General features: G+C 41.6%; 16 protein-coding genes and 1 riboswitch. Of the genes, 15 read left to right on the top strand and 1 reads right to left on the bottom strand.

Features of this window, described 5'->3' with window-relative positions; translation table 11 throughout:
- Window positions 1-125 precede the first annotated feature (125 nt).
- The 15 genes from VEB00_03780 (at window position 126) to VEB00_03710 (ending at window position 22565) form a co-directional block, all read left to right on the top strand.
- Window positions 126-704 carry a TetR/AcrR family transcriptional regulator gene (locus VEB00_03780; GenBank protein HYF82134.1) on the top strand — a complete coding sequence of 193 codons (579 nt, stop codon included), beginning with the start codon at window positions 126-128 and terminating at the stop codon, window positions 702-704.
- A gap of 34 nt (window positions 705-738) precedes the next feature.
- Entirely contained in the window at window positions 739-3303 is a 2565-nt protein-coding gene (xdh, locus tag VEB00_03775; protein HYF82133.1) for a selenium-dependent xanthine dehydrogenase, read from the top strand.
- Window positions 3300-4535, top strand: a complete 1236-nt coding sequence (locus VEB00_03770) for a threonine synthase (GenBank protein ID HYF82132.1) — start codon at window positions 3300-3302, stop codon at window positions 4533-4535. The genes xdh and VEB00_03770 overlap by 4 nt, the downstream gene beginning before the upstream one ends.
- A 26-nt stretch (window positions 4536-4561) precedes the next feature.
- A complete protein-coding gene (locus VEB00_03765) occupies window positions 4562-6043 on the top strand; it encodes a pyridoxal-phosphate dependent enzyme (protein HYF82131.1) in 1482 nt (493 codons plus the stop codon).
- Between the two features lie 147 nt (window positions 6044-6190).
- Window positions 6191-7435 carry a YgeY family selenium metabolism-linked hydrolase gene (locus VEB00_03760; GenBank protein HYF82130.1) on the top strand — a complete coding sequence of 415 codons (1245 nt, stop codon included), beginning with the start codon at window positions 6191-6193 and terminating at the stop codon, window positions 7433-7435.
- A gap of 85 nt (window positions 7436-7520) precedes the next feature.
- Window positions 7521-10538, top strand: a complete 3018-nt coding sequence (gene ygfK, locus VEB00_03755; GenBank protein ID HYF82129.1) for a putative selenate reductase subunit YgfK — start codon at window positions 7521-7523, stop codon at window positions 10536-10538.
- Window positions 10539-10720: 182 nt separating this feature from the next.
- Window positions 10721-12085, top strand: coding sequence for an 8-oxoguanine deaminase (locus VEB00_03750; protein HYF82128.1), 1365 nt, complete (start codon window positions 10721-10723; stop codon window positions 12083-12085).
- Window positions 12086-12140: 55 nt separating this feature from the next.
- Window positions 12141-13469 carry a putative aminohydrolase SsnA gene (gene ssnA, locus VEB00_03745; protein HYF82127.1) on the top strand — a complete coding sequence of 443 codons (1329 nt, stop codon included), beginning with the start codon at window positions 12141-12143 and terminating at the stop codon, window positions 13467-13469.
- A gap of 33 nt (window positions 13470-13502) precedes the next feature.
- The gene (gene xdhA / locus VEB00_03740; GenBank protein HYF82126.1) at window positions 13503-15794 is read left to right on the top strand and encodes a xanthine dehydrogenase molybdenum-binding subunit XdhA; all 2292 of its coding nucleotides are present in this window, start codon (window positions 13503-13505) and stop codon (window positions 15792-15794) included.
- 15 nt (window positions 15795-15809) lie between these two features.
- Window positions 15810-16691, top strand: a complete 882-nt coding sequence (gene xdhB / locus VEB00_03735) for a xanthine dehydrogenase FAD-binding subunit XdhB (protein HYF82125.1) — start codon at window positions 15810-15812, stop codon at window positions 16689-16691.
- On the top strand, window positions 16684-17154 hold the full coding sequence (gene xdhC, locus VEB00_03730) for a xanthine dehydrogenase subunit XdhC (protein HYF82124.1): 471 nt from the start codon (window positions 16684-16686) through the stop codon (window positions 17152-17154). The genes xdhB and xdhC overlap by 8 nt, the downstream gene beginning before the upstream one ends.
- Before the next feature lie 139 nt (window positions 17155-17293).
- Window positions 17294-17395: riboswitch (purine riboswitch) on the top strand.
- Window positions 17396-17858: 463 nt separating this feature from the next.
- Window positions 17859-18986: a BMP family ABC transporter substrate-binding protein gene (locus VEB00_03725; GenBank protein HYF82123.1), complete on the top strand. Its 1128-nt coding sequence runs from the start codon at window positions 17859-17861 to the stop codon at window positions 18984-18986.
- A gap of 18 nt (window positions 18987-19004) precedes the next feature.
- Window positions 19005-20564, top strand: coding sequence for an ABC transporter ATP-binding protein (locus tag VEB00_03720; GenBank protein ID HYF82122.1), 1560 nt, complete (start codon window positions 19005-19007; stop codon window positions 20562-20564).
- Window positions 20545-21627 (top strand): ABC transporter permease, encoded by a 1083-nt coding sequence (locus VEB00_03715; GenBank protein ID HYF82121.1) that lies wholly within the window; start codon window positions 20545-20547, stop codon window positions 21625-21627. The genes VEB00_03720 and VEB00_03715 overlap by 20 nt, the downstream gene beginning before the upstream one ends.
- A gap of 2 nt (window positions 21628-21629) precedes the next feature.
- A complete protein-coding gene (locus tag VEB00_03710) occupies window positions 21630-22565 on the top strand; it encodes an ABC transporter permease (protein ID HYF82120.1) in 936 nt (311 codons plus the stop codon).
- 98 nt (window positions 22566-22663) lie between these two features.
- Here VEB00_03710 and VEB00_03705 read toward each other — a convergent pair whose 3' ends face one another.
- Entirely contained in the window at window positions 22664-23041 is a 378-nt protein-coding gene (locus VEB00_03705) for a CoA-binding protein (protein HYF82119.1), read from the bottom strand.
- Between the last annotated feature and the right edge of the window lie 159 nt (window positions 23042-23200).

The following is a 23200-nucleotide window of genomic DNA, read 5'->3' as shown; positions in this document are numbered from 1 at the left end:
CAATTGAGTGGCTTGCTTCATGTCCGATCACCTACGTGTGAAGATTATCTGCAAGCCACCTTCTTATTTAAACTTTTTGGCATATCAATAAATGTTGATATAAATTAGTGAAATGAGGCTTTTGAATGGCTAATGATACTACAAATAAAATCTTGGAAGCAGCGTTTGAAATAGTAGCTCAAAATAAGATAAGTGGTACAAGAATGCATCTTATAGCTAAAGAGGCAGGTATGGTACAATCCAACCTACATTACTATTACCCAACTAAACATGATCTTATGATTGCTCTGCTGGACAGCATCCAAGAGAGGTTTACTCAGAAAAGGATGAGCTCGGTAGATTTGGAGGAAAAGTCATTTGTCGAAAATCTTCAAGGGCTTTTTTATGAAAAAAAAGATGACATACGCAACCATAAGAAAATTGACTATGTGCAGTTTGACTTCTGGGTGCAGGGAACTGTGAACTCCGAAATAAGGGAAAAGTTTAAAGATGCTTTTGACATTTGGATAAAAAACATAATTGAGGTTCTAAAGAAAGATCCAGATTTTGAAGAGAATAAATCCGCAGATTACAGGATGCTTCCATATTTGATAGTTTCCATTATGATGGGTGCATCAATGCAATATCTCATAGATGAAGAGAAATTCGATCTGGATGACTATTTTACAGCAGCAGAAAAAATGATACTGAATTTCCTAAAATAAAAGTTTATATATGTTGCTAAGGTAGGTGGTGTCTTTGGTTAGTTTCAGGCTAAACGGAAGAGCAACTTCTGTACAAAACGGAACAATTCTTTTGAAATACCTTAGAGAAGTGGAAAAGCTGACATCTGTTAAAAATGGCTGCGACGAAGGGGTATGCGGTGCCTGCACTATTTTGATAGACGGTAAAGCAGTAAGGTGCTGCACTATGAAGGTTGATAAGCTGCAGGATAAAGAGGTACTTACTGTTGAAGGGCTCAGTGAATTGGAAAGGGAAATATATTCAAATGCATTCGCTGAAGCAGGAGCAGTACAATGCGGTTTTTGTACACCCGGCATGGTGCTGAGCGCCAAAGCATTACTGGATCAGAATCTGAATCCTGCGGAAGAAGACATAAAAAAAGCTATCAGGAATAATATTTGCAGATGCACCGGCTATGTAAAGATTATTAATGCAATTATGCTTGCCGCAGAAGCCTTAAGGGAATTGAAGCATATCAGATTGAACACATGCAAATCCAATATCGGACAAAATTGGCGCAGGATTGACGCTATACAAAAGGCATTGGGCGAAGCAACTTATTGCGATGATGTTTTCATGGATGATATGCTTTATGTTTCTGTTCTTAGAGCAATGAAGCCCCGTGCTAGAGTATTGTCGATCGATACGGTCAAAGCCGGATCCTTAGAAGGTGTGGAAGCAGTTTTGACAGCAGCTGAAGTGCCGGGAGAAAATTACCAGGGATATATTTTCAAAGACTGGCCGACCTTTGTACCGGTTGGAGAAATGACACGCTGTGCTGGAGATGCAGTAGCGGCAGTTGTTGCCAGAACGAAAGAAATTGCAGATGAGGCTTTACAGCTCATTGAAGTAAAGTATGAAGAAATGGAGCCTGTTACAGATCCTAAAAGAGCTTTGGAGGAGGATGCTCCAAAGATTCATGAAAAGGGTAATCTGTTGAGCAGGACCTATGTAAAAAGAGGAAATCCTGAGGAAGCACTGGCTGCATCCAAATATACAGTGAAAAACACCTATAAGACACCTCCTCTGGAGCATGCCTTTATCGAACCTGAAAGTACAGTTGCTTTCTATGATGGAGATGTCTTGACTTTATATGTTGCTACTCAGAGTGTTACTCATGACCATCATGAAATATGTCGTATACTTGGTCTGCCTCATGATAAGGTAAGAGTAATTCTACAAAATGTAGGCGGAGGCTTCGGAGGCAAAGAGGACTTGAGCGTTCAGCATTATGCGGCTTTAGGAACTTTTTATACAAAGAAACCTTGCAAATATACTTTTACCAGAGAAGAAAGCCTGTTATGCCATCCGAAACGACACGGTATGGAATTAGAGATTACAACAGGCTGCGATGATCAGGGAATACTTACTGCAATGACTGCAAGAATTATTGCTGATACCGGTGCTTATGCATCCTTGGGGACTGCAGTTCTCGAGAGGGCATGTACTCACGCTTGTGGCCCATACAGTATTCCAAATATCGAATTGGATGGATACTGTGTATATACGAACAATCCTCCAGCGGGAGCATTCAGGGGCTTTGGTGTGCCACAGTCAAATTTTGGCGCAGAAGCTAATATGGATCAACTGGCAGACTTGGCAGGATTGGATAGATGGGAAATTCGATACAGAAACGCGGTTGAGCCCGGAATGGTTCTTGCCAATGGTCAGATTTGCGGTGATGATGTCGCTATTAAGGAAACCCTTCTTGCAGTTAAGGATGACTATTATAACAACAAATACGCCGGAATTGCGTGTGCATTTAAAAACACCGGTATAGGCGTCGGCTTGCCGGATATCGGCCGCTGCCGCATCAGGGTAAAAGACGGCAAGGTGGTCATCTACTCGGCTGCATCTTGCATAGGGCAGGGCTTGGCTACTGTAATGATACAAATAGTATCTGAAACAGTCGGGATCGATGGGACCAATATTATCTTTAATCAACCGGACTCATCCTTATGTCCTGACTCAGGAGCAACAACAGCATCAAGACAGACTTTGTTTACTGGTGAAGCTTGTCGTCAGGCCGCACTCAAACTAAAGACAGAATTGGAAATAAAAACTTTAGAAGAGCTGGAAGGACAGGATTTTGAGGGTGAATTCAATGGGATTACAGATCCTATTAAATCCGGAAAAGAGAATCCGATAAGCCACGTTGCATACGGCTATGCTACCCATGTAGTGATACTCAATGATGATGGCAAGGTTGCAAAGATAGTTGCTGCTCATGATATAGGAAAAGCAATAAACCCTCTGAACGTAGAAGGACAGGTGGAGGGCGGTGTAATAATGGGCTTGGGCTCAGCGTTGAGAGAGAAGCTGGTCTATGAAAAAGGACTTGTAAAATCGAAGTTTGGGACTCTTGGCTTGTTAAGAGCTACTGAAATACCGGAAATTGATGTAAAAATTATAGAAAAGAATCTATCGGAGCTGGCATTCGGAGCAAAAGGGATTGGTGAGATAGCTTTAATCCCGGTAGCTGCAGCAGTGGCTTCGGCTTATGAAAGATTTGACGGTATAAGAAGGCTTGAACTGCCTTTGGAGGAGACTCCTTATAATAGAAAGAAGGTGAAGGAATGAGCAAGGTATTAAAGCTAAAATGTGTTAAATGCGGAAGAGAATATGATCCGGCTGAGATACTTTATACATGCTTGGATTGTGGTATTGATGGAATTTTGGATGTTGTTCTGGATTATGATCAGATTAAAAAGGAATTGACACACGATTATCTGAAAAGAAACACAGATTACTCTTTATGGCGTTATCTTCCTGCAATACCTTTGGAGGATACCAAGGGTATACAGCCGCTCCAGGTGGGATGGACACCACTCTATGATATAAAAAAGCTCTCAAAGGAAACAGGACTAAATAGCTTTTTCTTAAAGGATGACTCAAGGAACCCTACTGCATCCCTCAAAGACAGAGCAAGTGCAGTCGGAGTTGCAAAGGCTATTGAGCTTGATAGATATGTAATGTGTGCGGCATCAACAGGAAATGCAGCCTCCTCACTGTCAGGATTTGCTGCCAGTGCAGGTATAAAAACTTATATATTTGTACCGGAGACAGCTCCGGAGGCCAAGGTAACACAGCTTCTCATATACGGTTCAAATGTATTTCTTGTAAAAGGCACATATGATGAAGCAGTAGAGCTTTGCTTCAAGGCAGCTGATGAATTCGGCTGGTATAACAGAAGCTGTGCAATAAATCCATATTTGGTGGAAGGCAAGAAAACAATTTCTTATGAGATTTGTGAGCAGCTTGGCTGGAAGGCGCTAGACATCGCAGTCGTAGCTGTCGGAGACGGTTGTTCTATAGGCGGGGTATGGAAAGGCTTCAAGGAATGCTACACACTTGGTTTAATTGACAAGCTTCCCAAGATCGTTGGCGTTCAAGCCGCAAATTCCAATCCTGTGACAAGAGCCTTTAAAAATAATACTTACGAATTTGATTATAGAGCACCTCAGACTATAGCAGATAGTATTTCTGTAGGAATACCACGCAATGGCATCAAAGCTTTAAATGCTATACATGAATCCAAAGGTTATATGGTAGATGTATCCGATGAAGAAATACTTTCAGCAATGAAGATATTGGCTCAAAAAACAGGCGTTTTCGGGGAACCTGCTGGAGTTACAAGTTTTGCAGGAATTATGAAAATGAATGAACTTGGATTGATTAAGGGTGATGAAAGAGTTGTCAGTATAGTCAGCGGAAGCGGTCTCAAGGATATAAAGAGCGCTGTGCAAGCTGCTGGAAAGGCAAACGTTGTAGAACCAAATTTGGAGGATGTTAAAAAAATTATTAATAAATAAATTAGATTATCAATGGAGGGTGAAGAATGAGAAAACTTATTGATTTAACAGTCAATGAAGAACGACTTCAAAAAACCATACAGAATGCTAAGGAAAGGAAGATTGCTATCCCAACCCTAGCTCAAATGAAGGATCCTAACAAGATACCGGCAAAAGTAAAGGAAAAACTAAAAAATACCGGTTTGTGGGATGTTAATCCAATCAACCTTTTCAGAATTTCCTGGAAAAATGAGCCTGTTAAAAATGGCGGATTATACAATGAATTACCTAACTATGTTGAGATTCCTTCTGCGATTTCCGGCGTTAAAGCAAGGATTTTCGCAATGACAGGAAAGTTCTTTCCTACCGGAGCACATAAGGTAGGTGCAAGCTTTGCTTGTTTGGTTCCACGCTTAGTTACCGGACAGTTTGATCCAACCTATCATCAAGCGGTTTGGCCTTCTACAGGCAACTACTGCCGTGGTGGAGCTTACAATTCTACACTTCTTGGCTGCAGCTCCATTGCAATATTACCTGAGAATATGAGCAAAGAGCGTTTTGAATGGCTTAAGACGGTAGCTGGAGAAGTTATAGCTACACCTGGCTGTGAGAGTAATGTAAAAGAAATATATGACAAAACATGGGAACTGAGAAGAACCAGAGAAAATGTTGTTATATTCAACCAGTTTGGGGAGCTTGGCAACCATTTATGGCACTATGAAGTTACAGGCCATGCTATGGAAGAGGTCATCAAGGCAGAAGCAGGCTCAAAGGGAAAACTTGCAGGTGTATGCCTGACTTCCGGTTCAGCAGGAACACTGGGCTCTGGGGACTATTTGAAGGATCAGTATCCAAATGCCAAAATTGCTGTTGGAGAAGCATTGCAATGTCCAACATTACTCAATAATGGTTTTGGGGATCACAGAATTGAAGGTATAGGCGACAAGCACGTGCCGTGGATTCATAATGTAAAGAATACAGATATGGTTATCGCAATAGATGATAATGACAGCTTGGGTATGTTCCGTCTCCTCAATGAACCTGCAGGACAGGAATACTTGAGAGGACAGGGTGTCTCAGAAGATGTTATAGAGAAGCTTTCCTGGGTTGGAATTTCAGGCGCTGCAAATATCATATCCTGCATAAAGTTCGCAAAATACTACGAGCTTACAGAGAATGATATGGTAATCACAATACTTACAGATTCAGCAGAAATGTACCAGTCGAGATTGAAAGAGATGGAAGAAGAAAGAGGCAAGGGATATCAGCAGCTTGATGCAGCCATCGATTACAATAGATGCGTTCAGGGTCTCAGAACAGACAGCATGGAAGAATTGACTTACCAGGGCAAGAAACGTATCCATAATCTCAAATACTACACATGGATCGAACAGCAGATGTATGATCTGGATGAGCTTAATGAGCAGTGGTACGATTATGACAACTATTGGGGAAGATTACACAAAATGGGACCTGAGCTTGATAGGATGATTGAGCAGTTTAATGAAAGAACTGGACTGACAAAATAAAATATTTTTCGCGAAATATAATATTGAACGCACAAAAGTATTCCTATTGGGTATAGTGCGAATTCAATAACAATCAAGGAAACATTTACGTGAAATTTGAATTAAGAATTTAAAATGTATTTCACGAAATATTTAGGAGGGTATAAAATGGCATATGATTTTAATAAAATACTTGAACTGGCTGAGAAATATAAACCTCAAATGTCAAAATTCTTGAGAGACATGATTGCAATTCCAAGTGAAAGCTGTGGAGAGAAAGAAGTAATCCAGAGAATAATGAAGGAAATGAAAGATGTCGGTTTTGACAAGGTTGAAACAGATCCAATGGGCAACGTGTTCGGTTATATAGGACATGGCAAACATCTGATTGCCATGGATGCACATATTGATACAGTAGGTGTTGGAAATATAAAGAATTGGGAATATGACCCATACAAGGGCTATGAGGATGATGAGATCATCCTCGGCAGAGGCGCAAGCGACCAGGAAGGCGGTATGGCCTCAATGGTTTATGCAGGAAAAATAATTAAAGATTTGAAGTTGGAAGATGATTTTACATTATTGATAGTAGGGTCCGTACAGGAAGAAGACTGTGATGGCTTGTGCTGGCAGTATATTATAAAGGAATTGAATATCAGGCCGGAATTTGTTGTTATTACAGAACCGACCTCCTGCCGTATATACAGAGGACACAGAGGCAGAATGGAAATAAAGGTAATGACTCCGGGTATCAGCTGCCACGGCTCCGCCCCGGAGAGAGGTGACAATGCCATCTACAAAATGGCGCCGATTCTCATGGAATTGAAAGAGCTTAATGAAAGACTTATAGATCATCCATTCCTTGGAAAGGGTACTTTGACTGTATCGGAGATATTCCATACATCCCCATCAAGATGCGCAGTTGCAGACAGCTGCTGGATTTCAATAGACAGAAGGCTTACTGCTGGAGAAAATGGAGAGTATGCATTGAACCAGATCAGAGAATTGCCATCCGTTAAAGCAGCAAAGGCTGAAGTAACAATGTATCCATACAGCAGACCCGCATACACAGGCTTGGTATACCCGACTGAAGCATATTTCCCAACCTGGTTCATTGAAGAGGATCATCCTGTTTGCAGTACATTATTAGAAGTTTATGAAGGACTTTTTGAGGATGAGCCGACATTGGATAAATGGACGTTCTCAACAAACGGTGTTTCTATTATGGGCAAATATGGCATACCATGCATAGGCTTTGGCCCGGGTCATGAAGACCAGGCTCATGCTCCAAACGAAAAGACATGGAAAAATGAACTGGTAAAAGCGGCTGCAATGTATGCAGCAATTCCATCACTATTCGTAGAAAAGTATGCTGATAAAATGCCTAAAACAACAGAAAACCTAGCAGAGTGATAACGCATATGTCATCCGGAAAGCATTGTAGGGAACGCATTGCATGCGTTCCTAATGCCTTTAAATATATACGGAGGGGTAAAAAATGAGCGATAAAATGAGACCAATATCTTTTGAAAAAATGATTCTTTGGGTGACTAAGGAATTAAAAGAAAAAGATTCAATTTTTGGTATTCACAGAAGTAAGTTTTACAACAATAAAAGCGGAAATTACATTGAGCTGTTTGGGGAGAAGTTAGCTTCGCCAATCGGTCCTGCAGCTGGTCCAAACTCGCAATTAACACAGAATATTGCAGCAGCTTATTTGACCGGGTGCCGTTTTATAGAGCTGAAAACAGTACAAAAGCTTGACGGAGAAGATTTGCCTGTATCCAAACCGTGTATTTTTGCTCAGGATGAAGGCTACAATGTAGAGTGGTCGACAGAGTTAAGAGTGCCGGATGCTTATAATGAGTACATTAAGGCATGGTTTTTGCTGCATGTCTTGATGATTGAACTTGGTTTAAGCGACAAAAGAGACTTTATGTTCAATATGAGCGTAGGCTATGACCTGGAAGGTATAAAATCTCCCAAAATGGATGCCTATATAGAAGGAATGCGTAATGCATCAAAAACAGAAATATGGAATGAATGCAGAGAAGCGTTACTTTCAAATATGCATTTGTTTTCCCATTTCACAAGGGAAGACCTTGATAAGGTTTCTCCTGTGGTTTGTCCTTCTATTACACTTTCTACACTCCACGGATGCCCTCCCCAAGAGATTGAGCGGATATCCAATTATTTTCTTACAGAGAAAAATTTGCATACCTTTGTAAAAATGAACCCGACGCTACTAGGTGAAAAGTTCGTCAGAGAAACTTTGGATACAATGGGTTACGATTATATTGCACTTAATGGACACCATTTTGTAAATGATTTGCAGTTTGGAGACGGCGTTGCAATGCTGAAACGACTAAAAGCTGTCGGCAAGGAGTTGAACCTTGCAGTTGGGGTCAAATTGACAAATACATTACCTGCCAAGATTCTTAATCAGGAATTAGCAGGGGAAGAAATGTACATGTCAGGCAGATCGCTGTACGCCCTTTCTATTTCTTTGGCAGCTAGATTGGCTAAAGAATTTGATGGAGATTTGCAGATTTCATATTCAGGAGGCGTTGACTTCTTTAATATTGACAAGGTTTTAGCTGTTGGAATTCAGCCCGTTACATTTGCAACAACCATTTTAAAGCCCGGAGGCTATGAAAGAATCACACAGATGGCAGAAAAGGTAGAAGGGCAGCTCAAGGGTGCTTTTGCAGGCATTGACATTGCTAAAATAGACAGCCTTGCAAAGAATGCATTAACGGACAAGCACCACCGAAAAGAACTGAGACCGGTTAATAGCAGAAAGCTTACTTCCAAGCTGCCGCTTTATGACTGTGCCATAGCTCCCTGTACAATTGGGTGTCCAATCAACCAGCAGATTCCCCAATATGTTGCATTAGTGGGTGAAGAAAAGTATGATGAGGCTTTTTCGGTCATTGTCAACGACAATGCTTCACCGTCTATTACAGGATCAATTTGTGATCACCAGTGCCAGTACAAATGTACCCGTTTGGATTATGATGAGTCTGTTCTGATCAGGGATATGAAAAAAATAGCAGCTGTTAATGCACAGGATAAATACATTGCTGGAATCAAACCGGCAGATATAAAAAGCAATAAAAAAGTAGCGGTAGTCGGTGCAGGTGCTGCAGGTTTAGCAACAGCACTATTCTTAAGAAGGAATGGCGTCGAAGTTACTGTAATGGATAAGAAAGACAGGCCTTACGGTATAGTTGAGTATGTAATTCCTGAATTCAGAATATCGAAGGATATGGTCAAGAAGGATTTGGAGCTTGTTAAAAGTCAAGGAGTAGAGTTTAAGCTTGGCATTGATGAAAACTTCAATGTTAATGCATTGAAGAAAGACTATGATTATATTGTAGTAGCAATTGGTGCTTGGAAGCCGGGGCAAATCTCTCTGAAAGAAGGGGCTGAAAAGACTGTCAATGCGATTGCTTTCCTTGAAAACTACAAAGCTCAAAATGGAAATATCAGCTTAGGGAAGCATGTTTGTGTCATAGGCGGCGGAAATGTTGCAATGGATGCGGCCAGAGCTGCCAAGAGAGTGCCTGGGGTAGAATCAGTTTCTATCGTATACAGAAGAACAAGACAATTTATGCCGGCGGACCATGAAGAAATCAAAATGGCTTTGGATGAAGGAATCTTATTCAAGGAACTGCTTTCACCCTCAACATATGCAGGCGGTAAGCTTATATGTGAGGAAATGATTTTAGGAAACAGTGATGCGACCGGAAGAAGGAGTCCTGTTCCTACAGGAAATACAGCAGCATTAGATGCAGATATTGTCATCGTTGCAGTCGGTGAACAGGTTGATGGAGACTTGCTAAGGGAAAACGGGATAGAGTTGGATTCGAAAGGCTTCCCCAAAGTCAGCGCTGTTTGCGAGACGAACGTATCAGGCGTATATGTTGCCGGCGATGTAAAGAAAGGACCTGCGTCTATTGTTAAAGCCATTGCAGATGGAAAAGCGGTAGCAAAGGATATTTTGGCAAGAGAAGGCTTGAGTGCTGATTTTGAGAAAAAAGTTCTTCCTATAAATGAAAAAGCACTATATGAAAAGAAAGGTATTTTGAAAAATCCCATATGCGGAGAAGAGGAATCGGTCAGATGCCTCAATTGTGGAAGCATTTGCGAATTATGTGTTGATGTATGTCCTAACAGAGCGAATGCGGTAATATATATAGATGGAGGGTTCGGTTCTGCACATCAGATTATCCATTTGGATGGTATGTGCAATGAGTGCGGAAACTGTGGCATTTTCTGTCCGCATGAAGGGAATCCGTATAAAGATAAGGTTACTGTTTTTTGGAATGAAGCAGATTTCAAGGACAGCACTAATAAAGGCTTCCTGGTAACCGATATGTCAAAGGGGATTTGTATGGTTCGAACTGAAGAAGGAGAGACAGTCAACTATACAGTTGGACAGGAAAATGTTGTTTCAAAAGAGATGGCGGGCATCATTGAGAACTGTATTAACAAATATTCCTATATGTTATAATGGAACCAGAATAATCAAGAACAAAATTGAAGAAATAAGGTAAAATATGACCCTAAAAAGCGAACTGTACCTCACAATACTGCAATGTTTATCGATAAAATGCAAAAAGCATGATGATAACTGCTTTGAGGTGCAGTTCGCTTTAAAAAATTAATCAGTAAGCAATTTGGAGGCATGGACTTATGAATCAAAAGCTGTTAAAGAATATTGACCTTATAGTCACTTTCAATGATCGAGAGGAATCCTTTGAACACTGCGATATATTGATTGAGGGAGCAGCCATCAAGGAGATAGGCAGTAAGTTAAGTGTTGTGGGAGATGTTGAAATAATTGACTGCAGTGGATTAACTGCACTGCCGGGTTTTGTAAATACACACCATCATCTCTATCAGACCTTGTTCAGAGGGATTAAAGAAGTGCAGGAGCAGCCTCTTTTTCCATGGTTGATCGGCTTATATGAATTTTGGAAAAATATCACACCGGAAGCAGTTTACTACGGTGCCTTGGTGGGCTTTTCAGAACTTCTTCGTACAGGCTGCACTTTGACCTCGGATCATCATTACGTGTTCCCCAAGGATCAGCCTTCAACACTTATAGATGATCAAATAAGGGCTGCAAGGGAGATCGGTATAAGGTTCCACGCAACAAGAGGATCCATGTCTCTTGGCAGAGATATGGGAGGCCTGCCTCCGATGGAGGTTGTACAAACCGAAGAAGCTATCCTTCTGGATAGTGAAAGATTGATAAATCAGTATCATGACAATAGCCCCTTTTCAATGCAGAGAATCGCTCTAGCACCCTGCTCCCCATTTTCCGTAAGCCGTCAGCTCATGCTGCAGGCAAAGGATCTGGCGAGAAAGAAAGGGGTCATGCTTCATACACATCTGGCCGAAACCCTTGATGAAGAAAAGTTCTGTTTGGAGCGTTACGGCAGGAGGCCTTTCGAGCTCATGGAGGATCTGGAGTGGGTTGGAAATGATGTATGGTTTGCACATGGTATATTTTTGAGCGATGGGGAAATAGACAGACTGCAAGGCTCAGGAATTGCCCATTGTCCTTCCTCTAATATGAAGCTTTCCAGCGGTATCTGCAGGACAACAGAAATCGTAAGAGCAGGAGGGAAGCTCTCCATAGCGGTAGACGGCAGTGCAAGCAATGATGGGTCCAATATGTGGGAAGAAGTACGACGAGCATACTTGTTAAACCACCTGAAATATGGAACTGAAGGGCTAACAGCCTATGAAATCCTCAAAGTAGCTACCAGAGGCGGCGCAGATGTTTTAGGACGAAATGACACCGGAAGGCTTGATGTTGGTAAAGCTGCCGATATCGTTCTTTTCGACCTTAAAGGTATTGAATACTCCGGATGTCACGATCCCTTGGTATCATTAGTTTGTTTGGGGAATTCAAGCTTGGTTGACATGACTATCGTTAACGGTAAAGTTGTAGTTAAAGATGGAAAACTTACAACGATTGATTCAGATAAAGTGGCAGTGGATGCTCATAATACAGCTGTGAAAATTGTAAACAAACAAAGAAACAGTTAAAAATATATATAGCATTAGATAGAATACGACTAATAAAAGCAGGGAGGACAAAAGAATGATTTTAGTAGGAAACGGCAAAGTCATTACTCGTGATAATGATAAACCTATAATTGAAAACGGATGTGTCGCGATTGATGGCAACAAAATAATAGAAGTGGGCTTGACCCAAGGCCTTAAAGAGAAATATAGTACAGCAAGGTTCATAGATGCAAAAGGAAAGCTTATAATGCCAGGATTTATTAACACACATATGCATTATTACAGTACTTTTGCCAGAGGTATGTCCAACGACAGCCCACCGGCAGAAAAGTTCTCTGACATCTTGAAGGGCTTATGGTGGAGACTGGACAAGGTATTGACCCTTGAGGATGTGTACTATAGTGCGGTTGGTCCAATGATTGACCAGGTGAAAAATGGTGTGACAACAGTTTTTGATCATCATGCAAGTCCTTATGCAATTACAGGCAGCTTGTTTAAAATCGCTGAGGCAGCGGAACATATTGGAGTTCGAAGCAATCTGTGCTATGAAACCTCAGACCGTGATGGTGAGAAAATCGCAGAAGAAGGTATTGCTGAAAATGCGGACTTCATAAAATATTGCAACAGCAAGAAGGATGATATGCTCAAAGGCATGTTTGGACTTCATGCGTCCATGACCATTTCAGAAAAGACTTTGGATAAGTGTTTAGATGCTGTCAATAGCTTGAATGCGGGCTTTCATGTGCACTCTGCGGAAGGCATTGAAGACTTGGAAGATTCAAAGGCAAAGTATGGCAAAGGTGTTATAGAAAGGTGGTACGATACAGGAGTCCTCTCTGATAAGACCATAGCAGTTCATTGCATTCACATTTCAGAGAAGGAAATGGATATGCTGAAAGAAAAGGACACAATCGTTGTCCATAACCCGGAGTCTAATATGGGAAATGCAGTAGGCGCTTCACCGGTGCTTGAAATGTTCAATAAAGGCATTCTTTTGGGCTTGGGCACTGATGGGTATACAGCAGACATGATGGAATCCTACAAGGTTGGGAATATCATTCATAAACACGTTAAAGGAGATTCAAAGGTTGCCTGGGGTGAAATTCCTGAAATGCTGTTTGTCAATAACAAGAAAATAACTGAGAGATTTATTGATGGAGAAGTGGGAATTTTGAAAGAAGGCGCCTTGGCTGATGTAATCATTGTTGATTACAATCCTCCGACGCCAATAAATGCAGGTAATATAAACGGTCATCTGCTGTTCGGCATCAATGGGCGTTTCGTTGATACAACAATTGTTAACGGCAAGGTTGTAATGGAAGACAGAAAATTGGTTAATATCGATGAAGAAAAAATGATGGCGAGAAGCCGTGAATTGGCCAGCGCTGTTTGGAAACGATTCTAAAATGTGAAAATTTGCTTGATTGAAGGTGAAAATATGTCATTTGATGTAGTGGGGAAAAGAGTGACTAGGTTAGATGCAGTCGCCAAAGTAACAGGTAAAGCAAAGTATGCTGATGACTTCTTCGAACGGGATATGCTTGTAGGGAAGGTTTTGAGAAGTCCTTACGCCCATGCGATTATAAAGTGTATTGATGTGAGCAAAGCAAGAGCCTTGCCTGGTGTTGAGGCTGTAATTACCCATGAGGATTTACCTGGGATAAAGTATGCAACTGCGGGTCATCCATGGTCTTTAAATCCGAAGCATAGAGATGTGGATGATCGGTTGATTCTTACGGATAAGGCACGGTTTGTCGGTGATGGTATTGCAGCAGTAGTAGCTGTAGATGCACTAACTGCAGAGAAAGCTCTTAAGCTGATTGAGGTGGAGTATGAGATTCTTCCCTTTGTATTAGATCCGGAGAAGGCAATTTTGCCAGGTGCTCCTACAATTCATGAAGAAAGACCGGACAATATCCTGGGCGCAACAAGTGAGGAGATAGGAGACACTGAAGCGGATTTTAAGAAAGCTGACCGTATTTTTGAAGGCGTCTATGAAACCAGTATAGTTCAACACTGCCATCTGGAGATACAAAGCGCATATGCTTATGTGGATGCAGACGGACGTATAGTAATTGTAAGCTCAACACAGATTCCGCAAATAGTAAGAAGGATAGTTGGCCAAGCTCTTGGCATCTCTTGGGGGAAAATCAGAGTCATCAAGCCATATATCGGAGGAGGGTTCGGAAACAAGCAGGATGTAATAATAGAACCTCTTACTGCAGCCATGTCCCTGGCGGTCAATGGAAAGCCCGTGCGCTATGCCTTGACGAGAGAAGAGTGCTTCATAGATACAAGAACCCGCCATGCCATGAAGTTCTATATAAGGACAGCAGTAACAAAAGAAGGGAAGCTTCTCAGCCTATGTATGAAGCCTGTAAGCAATAACGGAGCCTATGCTTCTCATGGGCATACTATTGTGCTTAGCGCAGGTGGAAAGTTCAGGCTGCTTTATGATTTCAATTCCATGAAGTATGAGCCCAAAACAGTTTATACAAACCTACCTGCAGCAGGGGCCATGAGGGGATATGGTTGTCCTCAGATATTCTATGCATTGGAGAGCCATGTAGAAGATATAGCCAGGGCAATGAATATGGACCCGATAGAATTCAGGAAGCAAAACCTTATCAGTCTTGGAAAGGTGGACCCCCATTCTGAAATTGTAGTACGATCCTTCGGGCTTCCTGAATGCATTGAAAAGGGAAAACAACTGATTAAATGGGATGAGAAGTTGAAAAAATACCAGGATCAAAGAGGTATAAAGAGAAGAGGGCTGGGTATGGCTTGCTTCAGTTATGCGACAGGAACCAGTCCCCATGGGTTTGAGATAGCAGGAGCAAGGATTGTGATGAATCAGGATGGCTCAATACAGCTTCAGGTCGGTGCCACAGAGATAGGACAGGGAAGCGATACCGTTCTGTCGCAAATAGCTGCTGAAGTACTTGGCTTACCTTTCGATATGGTTCATATCGTGTCACAGCAGGATACCGATGTGACGCCCTTTGACTTAGGGTCTTATGCTTCAAGACAGACCTTTGTCTCAGGCGCGGCTGTTAAAAAGGCTGCAGAGGAAGCCAGACAGAAGGTTCTTGAGCTGGCGGCCCCAAAAGTCGGTTTAAGTATTGATGAATTGGATATAAGGAATGCAAGGATTATAGAAAAAAAGCTAGGCAGAGAGATTTGCACTCTGGAAGATATTGCAATGGAGTCCTATTATGACTTGGTAAACGCCGCACCAATAACAAGCGATGTTACTGCAAACTGCAGAATAAATGCCATGGCGTACGGAGTTACCTTTACAGAGGTTGAGGTGGATATTGAGACCGGAAGGATAGAGGTAATCGAGATATATAACGTACATGACTCAGGCGTGATAATCAATCCGCTGCTTGCAGAAGGGCAAGTGCATGGAGGCGTCAGCATGAGCCTCGGGTATGCCTTGTCGGAGCAAATGCTCTTTGACCAAAGGACAGGTGCTCCTTTAAACAACAATTTCCTGGACTACAAGCTTCAGACTATAATGGATACACCGGATATAGGGGCTGAATTTGTTCAGATACCTGATCCTGCAGGCTCCGTAGGACAAAAATCCCTGGGTGAGAATACAACGATTTCTCCTGCACCGGCAGTGAGAAACGCTGTTCTGAATGCAACAGGAATAGCAATTAACAAAATACCTATGACCCCTCAGGCGGTTTTTGAAAAAATGAAAGAAAGCGGATTGCTTTAGAAAGGAGACTAGAGAATGTTTGATATTATAAATATAGAGAAACCTGAAACTCTTGAGGTCGCTTTGAAAATGCTTTCTGGCAATCCGAATTTGAAAATTATTGCAGGAGGCACAGATGTGTTGGTCCGTATGCATAATGGCACACTCTCCGAAGTTGAGCTTTTAAGCTTAAGAGATATCGCTGGGATGGATGAAATCAGCATTTTAGAAGATGGTACAATTTCTATAGGTGCAATGGCTACCTTTGCTCAATTATTCCGGAATGACATCATAAATAAGTACTTACCGGTCCTGTCAGAGGCAGCAGTGTCCGTTGGTGGACCCCAGGTCAGAAACATGGGTACAATTGGGGGTAATATATGTAATGGTGCTGTATCGGCTGACAGTGCAACCACAATGCTTGCATATGATGCAGCTTTGAAATTGGTTAGCCCTGCAGGAACCAGAATAATTCAAGTCCGGGAATTTTATGCAGGACCTGGGAAAGTACATCTATTACCTGGAGAAATATTGACTAACATTTTAATTTCAGAAGATAACTACCGGAAAACCAGTGGCTGCTATATAAAATACAGCAACAGAAAAGCAATGGATATCGCAATACTTGGGGTCTCGGTAGTTTGCAAGGCAGAGGCCGGAAAATTCACAGATGTAAGAATTGCCTTAGGAGTCGCAGCTCCAACGCCAATAAGATGCACTGAAGCTGAGACTTATGCCAGAGGTAAGGATATTACTGAGGAAACCTTGAAAGAGATAGGTAAGTATGCCATAAAATCCTCAAAAGCCAGAGATTCCTGGCGTGCTTCAAAATCTTATAGAGAGCATTTGATTGAAATACTGACAATCAGGGCGCTTAAGGAAGCTGTTCGCAGAAGCGGAGGTGCTGATATTGAATGAAATGAAAAAAATTAGCATGATAGTAAATGATAAGGCGTATTCACTTGAGGTTGATATAAAAGAATCCCTGCTTGAGGTACTGAGAAACAGACTTCATTTTACAGGAGTCAAGCAGGGTTGCTCCGTTGGTGAATGTGGTGCATGTACGGTGCTGATAAATGGAACTGCGATTAATTCATGTATCTTTCTGGCAGTATGGGCTGACGGAAAAAGGATAACAACCATTGAAGGGGTTTCCAAAGACGGTGAATTATCTAAAGTACAGCAGGCCTTTATAGAAGAAGGGGCTATACAATGCGGTTTCTGCACACCCGGACTTGTACTTACAACAACTGCTATTGTAGAAAGTGGCAAGAAATACTCTGACGAAGAGATAAAACGTGAGATTTCCGGACATTTGTGCCGCTGCACAGGATACAACAAGATTTTTAATGCAGTGAAGAAAGTGCTGAATGATAAGTAAATATACAAAGCACTTTGTGCAATTAGATGCTTGTATTCCGTGCACTTTTATAGTAAAATATGGTGTAGATACTAACATAATATTGTAAGATTAATAACAATTGAGTAATGAATATGGAGAAAATAATCTAATAAACAGTTTCTGAAAGAAACTAGCGGCTTGTATATGCTTAGAAATGTGGTCTAAGTGTTTCTACCAGGTGACCTTGAATTACCGGACTACGGGTTGTTTATATATTAGATGTTATGACATTTTTGTGTTAAATTACGGGCTAAGGATATTCCGGAATACATAAGACACATGAAGGAATGTTTCATATCAATAGTCCATAATAGAGCACAAAGATTCAAACCTGCATATAAACTCCCAGATGAGAATAAATTCTGGGAGTTTTATTTTTGCCTTGAAAGAAAGTTTTCTTAATTAGGACAAGCATAGACGGATATTAAATCGTATGGATTTATAATTGATATTAGATTGATTAGTCAATTTAATATCAATTATGGAATTATTAGTAGGCTGTAAGAATAGTTAGATTGCAAGGAAATTTCCTCTTTTTAGTATGGTTTTGTATGATGCACGTACGATATCCTACGAGAAATGAGGGGGATTCCTTCAAGATACGCCCGCAAAATCGTGTTATTTAATAATATAATGATTTTGCAATGAACTACTATAATCAAATTTGGGGAGGAATAATCAGTATGAAAAAAACCATTAGTTTACTCTTAGTACTTGTTATGGTGTTTGCGATCATGCTCACAGGTTGTGCACCAAAGACAGAACCGGCAGCAGCTGCACCAGCAGCAGCGCCCACAGAAGCACCAAAGGCTGAACCGCTTAAGGTCGGTTTTGTCTACATAGGCTCTGCCAATGATGGCGGCTATACTCAGGCACATGATGAAGGCAGACTATATCTTGAACAGCAGCTTGGAGATAAAATTGTAACGATGTTCAAGGAAGGAGTTCCTGAGTCCAGCGAAGCCGAAAAAGTAATGAATGACTTGATCGATCAGGGTTGTACCGTCATATTCGCAAACTCCTTCGGACATATGGACTTTGTAGAAAAAGCTGCAAAAGCACATCCAGACATTAAATTTTATCACGCTTCCGGCTACAAGAGCGGTCCGAATTTCACCAATTATTTCGGCGCTATGGAACAGGCCAGATACCTTGCCGGTATAGTTGCAGGCTTGAGGACCGAGAACAACAAGCTTGGTTATGTAGCAGCGTTTGAGATTCCCGAGGTTGTAAGAGGCATCAATGCATATACACTGGGAGCTCAGTCAGTTAATAAAGATATTACTGTAAAGGTGAATTGGACACATACTTGGTATGATCCGGCGAAAGAAAAAGAAGCAGCAAAGGCTTTATTGGATGCAGGCTGCGACGTATTGGCACAGCATCAGGATACAACAGCAACACAGCAAGCTGCTGAAGAAAAAGGTGTTTGGGCAATTGGATATGATTTGGACACAAGAGCATCAGCGCCAAAAGCATACCTGACAGCACCGGTATGGCATTGGGGTAAATACTATGCAGCAGAAGTACAGAGAATATTGGATGGCAACTGGAAGCAAGAAAACTATTACGGTGATATGAAAGATGGTATGATCGACCTTGCACCGCTTACAGAAAACGCAGCAGAAGGCTCACAGGCAGCTGTTGATAAAGCTAAGGCTGCTATAATTGACGGTTCACTTAATGTATTTGCAGGCCCATTAAAAGATCAAACTGGTGCTGTGAAGATACCAGAAGGTTCTGCTATGACTTTTGAACAGATGATGAGCGTTGATTGGTTTGTACAAGGTGTTGAAGGCAAGATAAAATAATTGGGATAGGTAAAAAAGATGGAAAACAACTATATTTCAATGAAGAATATTAATAAGTCCTTCGGAAAAGTAGTTGCAAACAAAGATATTAACCTTGCCGTCCGGAAGGGTGAAATACATGCTCTGCTGGGTGAGAATGGTGCAGGGAAGAGTACATTAATGAACATGCTGTCTGGGGTCTATACCCCCGACAGCGGTTCTATTTTTGTAAAAGGCAAGGATGTAAAGTTTGCAGCGCCAAAGGATGCGATAAAAGCAGGGATAGGTATGATTTATCAGCATTTCAAGCTGATAGAGGTTCTAACCGCTAAAGAAAACATCATTCTTGGTCAGAAGAACAGTTTCTTCTTAAATCAGAAGGCACTTTCGGAAAAAATCAGAGAGATGTCGGTGCGGTTCAGACTGGATATCGATCCGGATAAAAAGGTCTATAACATGTCGGTGGGCGAAAAACAGACTCTGGAAATATTAAAGGTGCTCTATAGAGGTGCTGAGATATTGATATTGGATGAACCGACGGCAGTATTGACACCTCAGGAAACCGAAAAGCTTTTTAAAATCATGAACCGTATGAAGGAAGAAGGCTGTGCGGTAGTTTTTATCACACACAAAATGAACGAGGTTATGGAAGTTGCAGATCGCATCACTGTCCTGCGCAAGGGTGAGACCGTAAAGACCGTAGACAAGGTATCCACTAACCCCAAGCTTTTAACAGAGTTGATGATGGGATGTCCAGCAGATCTATCCATTAAGAGGGTTGAGACGGAAAAAAGTAAAGCAGCGATGGAAGTTAGAGATTTAAGTGCTATAAATGCGGAAGGTGTTAAAGTACTTAAAGAAATGAATTTCGATATATATTCAGGAGAAATACTGGGTATTGCCGGAGTTGCCGGCAGTGGACAGAAGGAGTTATGTGAAGCTATTGCAGGTTTATATCCGGTGAAGCAGGGAAAGATTCTTTTTGAAGGAGAAAACCTGGTTGGGAAGTCTCCTTTAGATATTATCACAAAGGGGGTCAGCCTGAGCTTTATTCCCGAAGACAGATTGGGGATGGGACTGGTAGCCTCAATGGATATAGTTAATAATATAGTGCTTAAGATGTATCAAAGACAGAAGGGTATCTTTATAAACAGAAAACCAGCAGAACAAAAGTCCCTGGAGATTATCAAACGGCTTGACATTCAAACTCCCGGAATTAAGCATCCGGTGCGCATGCTGTCAGGCGGCAATATTCAAAAAGTATTATTGGGAAGGGAGCTGGATTCAAAACCTCAGGTTTTGATAACCGCATACCCTGTAAGAGGCCTTGATGTGAATTCATGTCATACGATTTATGATCTTTTAAATGAGGAAAAACAAAAGGGTGTCGCGGTTTTGTATATCGGGGAAGACCTGGACGTTTTACTGGAGCTATGCGACAGGATCATGGTCTTATGTGCCGGAGAGATAACCGGCATAGTTGATGCAAGGAAAATAACAAAGGAAAAAATCGGCCTGATGATGACAGGTTCCGTAAATTTAATGAAAGAGGAGGAAACGAGCAAGGATGATAATGCCAATGACAATACGTGCAATTAAGAAAAGTGAACCTAGCAGAATAAAAGCTGCTGCCATTAGAATAAGCGCTATTATTCTGGCTCTTATTGCCTCTTCACTTTTTATCCTGCTTCTGAGTCTGAATCCTATAGATGTTTATATAAAAATGGTGCAGGGTGCTTTTGGAACAGCCTATAGAGTAAAAGAAACCATTGTAAAAGCGATTCCGCTGGTCATTACTTCCTTGGGCATCGGGATAGCATTCCGCATGCAGTTCTGGAATATAGGGGGAGAAGGGCAGATTGCAATGGGTGCATTTGCTGCAACCTTTATAGCCTTGGAAATGGGCGACATGTCCAGACCTATTGTGCTGCTTTTAATGATACTTGCCGGAATGTTGGTCGGCGGGCTCTGGGCACTTATACCGGCTTTTTTTAAGGCACAGTGGGGAACCAATGAAACTATTGTTACCTTAATGATGAATTATATTGGAATCAAGTGGGTTACATATTTACAATACGGACCCTGGAGGGATCCAAAGTCCCTTGGATTCCCCAAAATAGCCAATTTTACTGAAAATGCCATACTGCCGGAGTTGTTTGGCGTACATATTGGTTGGGTGATTGCGCTTGTATTGGTAGTTCTCATCCATATCTTTATCAACCACACAAAAAAGGGATATGAAATCGCTGTTATCGGTGAAAGTATTAATACAGCACGTTATGCAGGTATTAATATTAAAAAGACAATATTAATAGCGATAATGCTGAGCGGCGGCCTTTGTGGACTGGTTGGGATGATTCAGGCTTCTGCTGTAAATAATACACTGTCAGTGGAAATTACCGGCGGCGTCGGATATACAGCAATTATTACCGCTTGGCTGGCCGCCTTGAGTGCACCGGTTATTCTGGTGGTATCTGTTCTTTTTGCAGCGCTTCTGGAGGGTGGATCATATATACAGACCGTTTTCGGTATACCTCAGGCAGCGGCAGAAATTCTGCAAGGAATCATTTTATTCTTCGTATTGGGCAGTGAGTTTTTTGTACGATATAAGTTTGTATTGGTAAAAAGACATCAAGTCACTGTGGGAAAGGAGGTCGGTTGATTATGGACGCGCTTATTTCCTTTCTCCATGCGGCTGTTATTGCAGGCACACCCCTTTTGTTTGCAACACTCGGCGAAATCATAACAGAGCGTTCGGGTAATCTGAACCTTGGGGTGGAAGGCATGATGCTGATGGGTGCTGTTATGGGATTTATGGTCGGGATGTCGACCGAAAATGCAGCATTGGCTTTATTAGCAGCGATGATTGCTGGCGCATGCGGTGCACTTATTTTTGCTTTTTTAACCATTACCTTAAGAGCAAATCAGGTAGTATCAGGTTTGACACTGACAATATTCGGCTCAGGTTTTGCAGATTTTGTCGGCCAGGACCTTATAGGACAGATAGCACCTGAAGCCTTGAGATTATTTTTCAAGCCATTTACCGTGCCATTGCTCGGAAATATTCCAATCATAGGTCCGGTACTGTTCAGACAGGACGCTTTTGTTTACCTGGGTTATTTAACAGCTATACTGTTGGGGATATATCTTTATAAAACCAGCTGGGGAATGAACCTGAGGGCTGTCGGTGAGAATCCGGGAGCAGCGGATGCTGCGGGCATAAACGTTGCTTTATATAAGTACTTGCATACTTTATTGGGTGGAGCGCTCTGCGGTCTGGGAGGAGCGTATCTGTCCCTGGTATATGTACCGGCCTTGCAGGAAGGCGTTACGGCAGGAAGAGGCTGGATAGCCGTTGCATTGGTTATTTTCGCCACATGGAATCCGTATAAAGCTTTATTTGGTGCTTTTCTGTTCGGTGGGTTGGACATCATTGGTTTTAGAATACAAGGCATGGGTATCAATGTGTCCCAGTATTTCATAGACATGCTGCCATACCTGGTAACAATTACTGTACTTGTGGTGGTTTCCATGAAGAAGTCAAAGGAAAAAGCGGGACCGAAGGGATTAAGCATTGCCTATTTCAGGGAAGAACGCTAATAGTTTTTTAAATGCGTAAAGATCATTGCAGCACTACTAAAATTGTTTGAAATATGTAGTTTTAATACTAACTGCCCCTTGGGGCAGTTTTTGTTTTACTATCCCAATTCAACCAATACGCAAGCCTGCAAGCCTACCAGCTGTTTTTCCTTTATTAACGCTAAAAGCTCTAAATCAAAGGTGCCTGGCTGCAGCCATATGTTTTCTATTCCCAGTTTGGCGGCTTCCTCAATAAAAGCCTTGCCCCTTTTAGGTGACACAACCATATCCAAAACCTCAGGTTTCTGAGGTAATGATGCTAGATTCGGATAGCATTGATCGCCTTCTACATTGTCATACATCGGGTTTACGGGGTATACTATATAACCCTCGGATTTTAATCTCCTATAAATAATATTGCCGAATTTATCAGGATCGTTATTAGCTCCTATCACAGCCCATATCCTCTTCTCCAGCATTGCTTCCTGAATATCCATGTTTCCGCTCATTATTAACACCGCCTATCTGTAGTATTTTATCAATGTATTTTTCTATAAGTTTATCACAAACTGAAGAGAAATATGAAACAATACTTGACATGGAACCAAAAGGTGTTATATAATTGCGTTGAGAAACCGATTGGTTGCGTATTGCTT

It is taken from the genome of Clostridia bacterium (assembly GCA_035628995.1).
Classification (GTDB): Bacteria; Bacillota; Clostridia; order Lutisporales; family Lutisporaceae; genus BRH-c25.
This window is presented reverse-complemented; position numbering and strand designations above follow the sequence as displayed.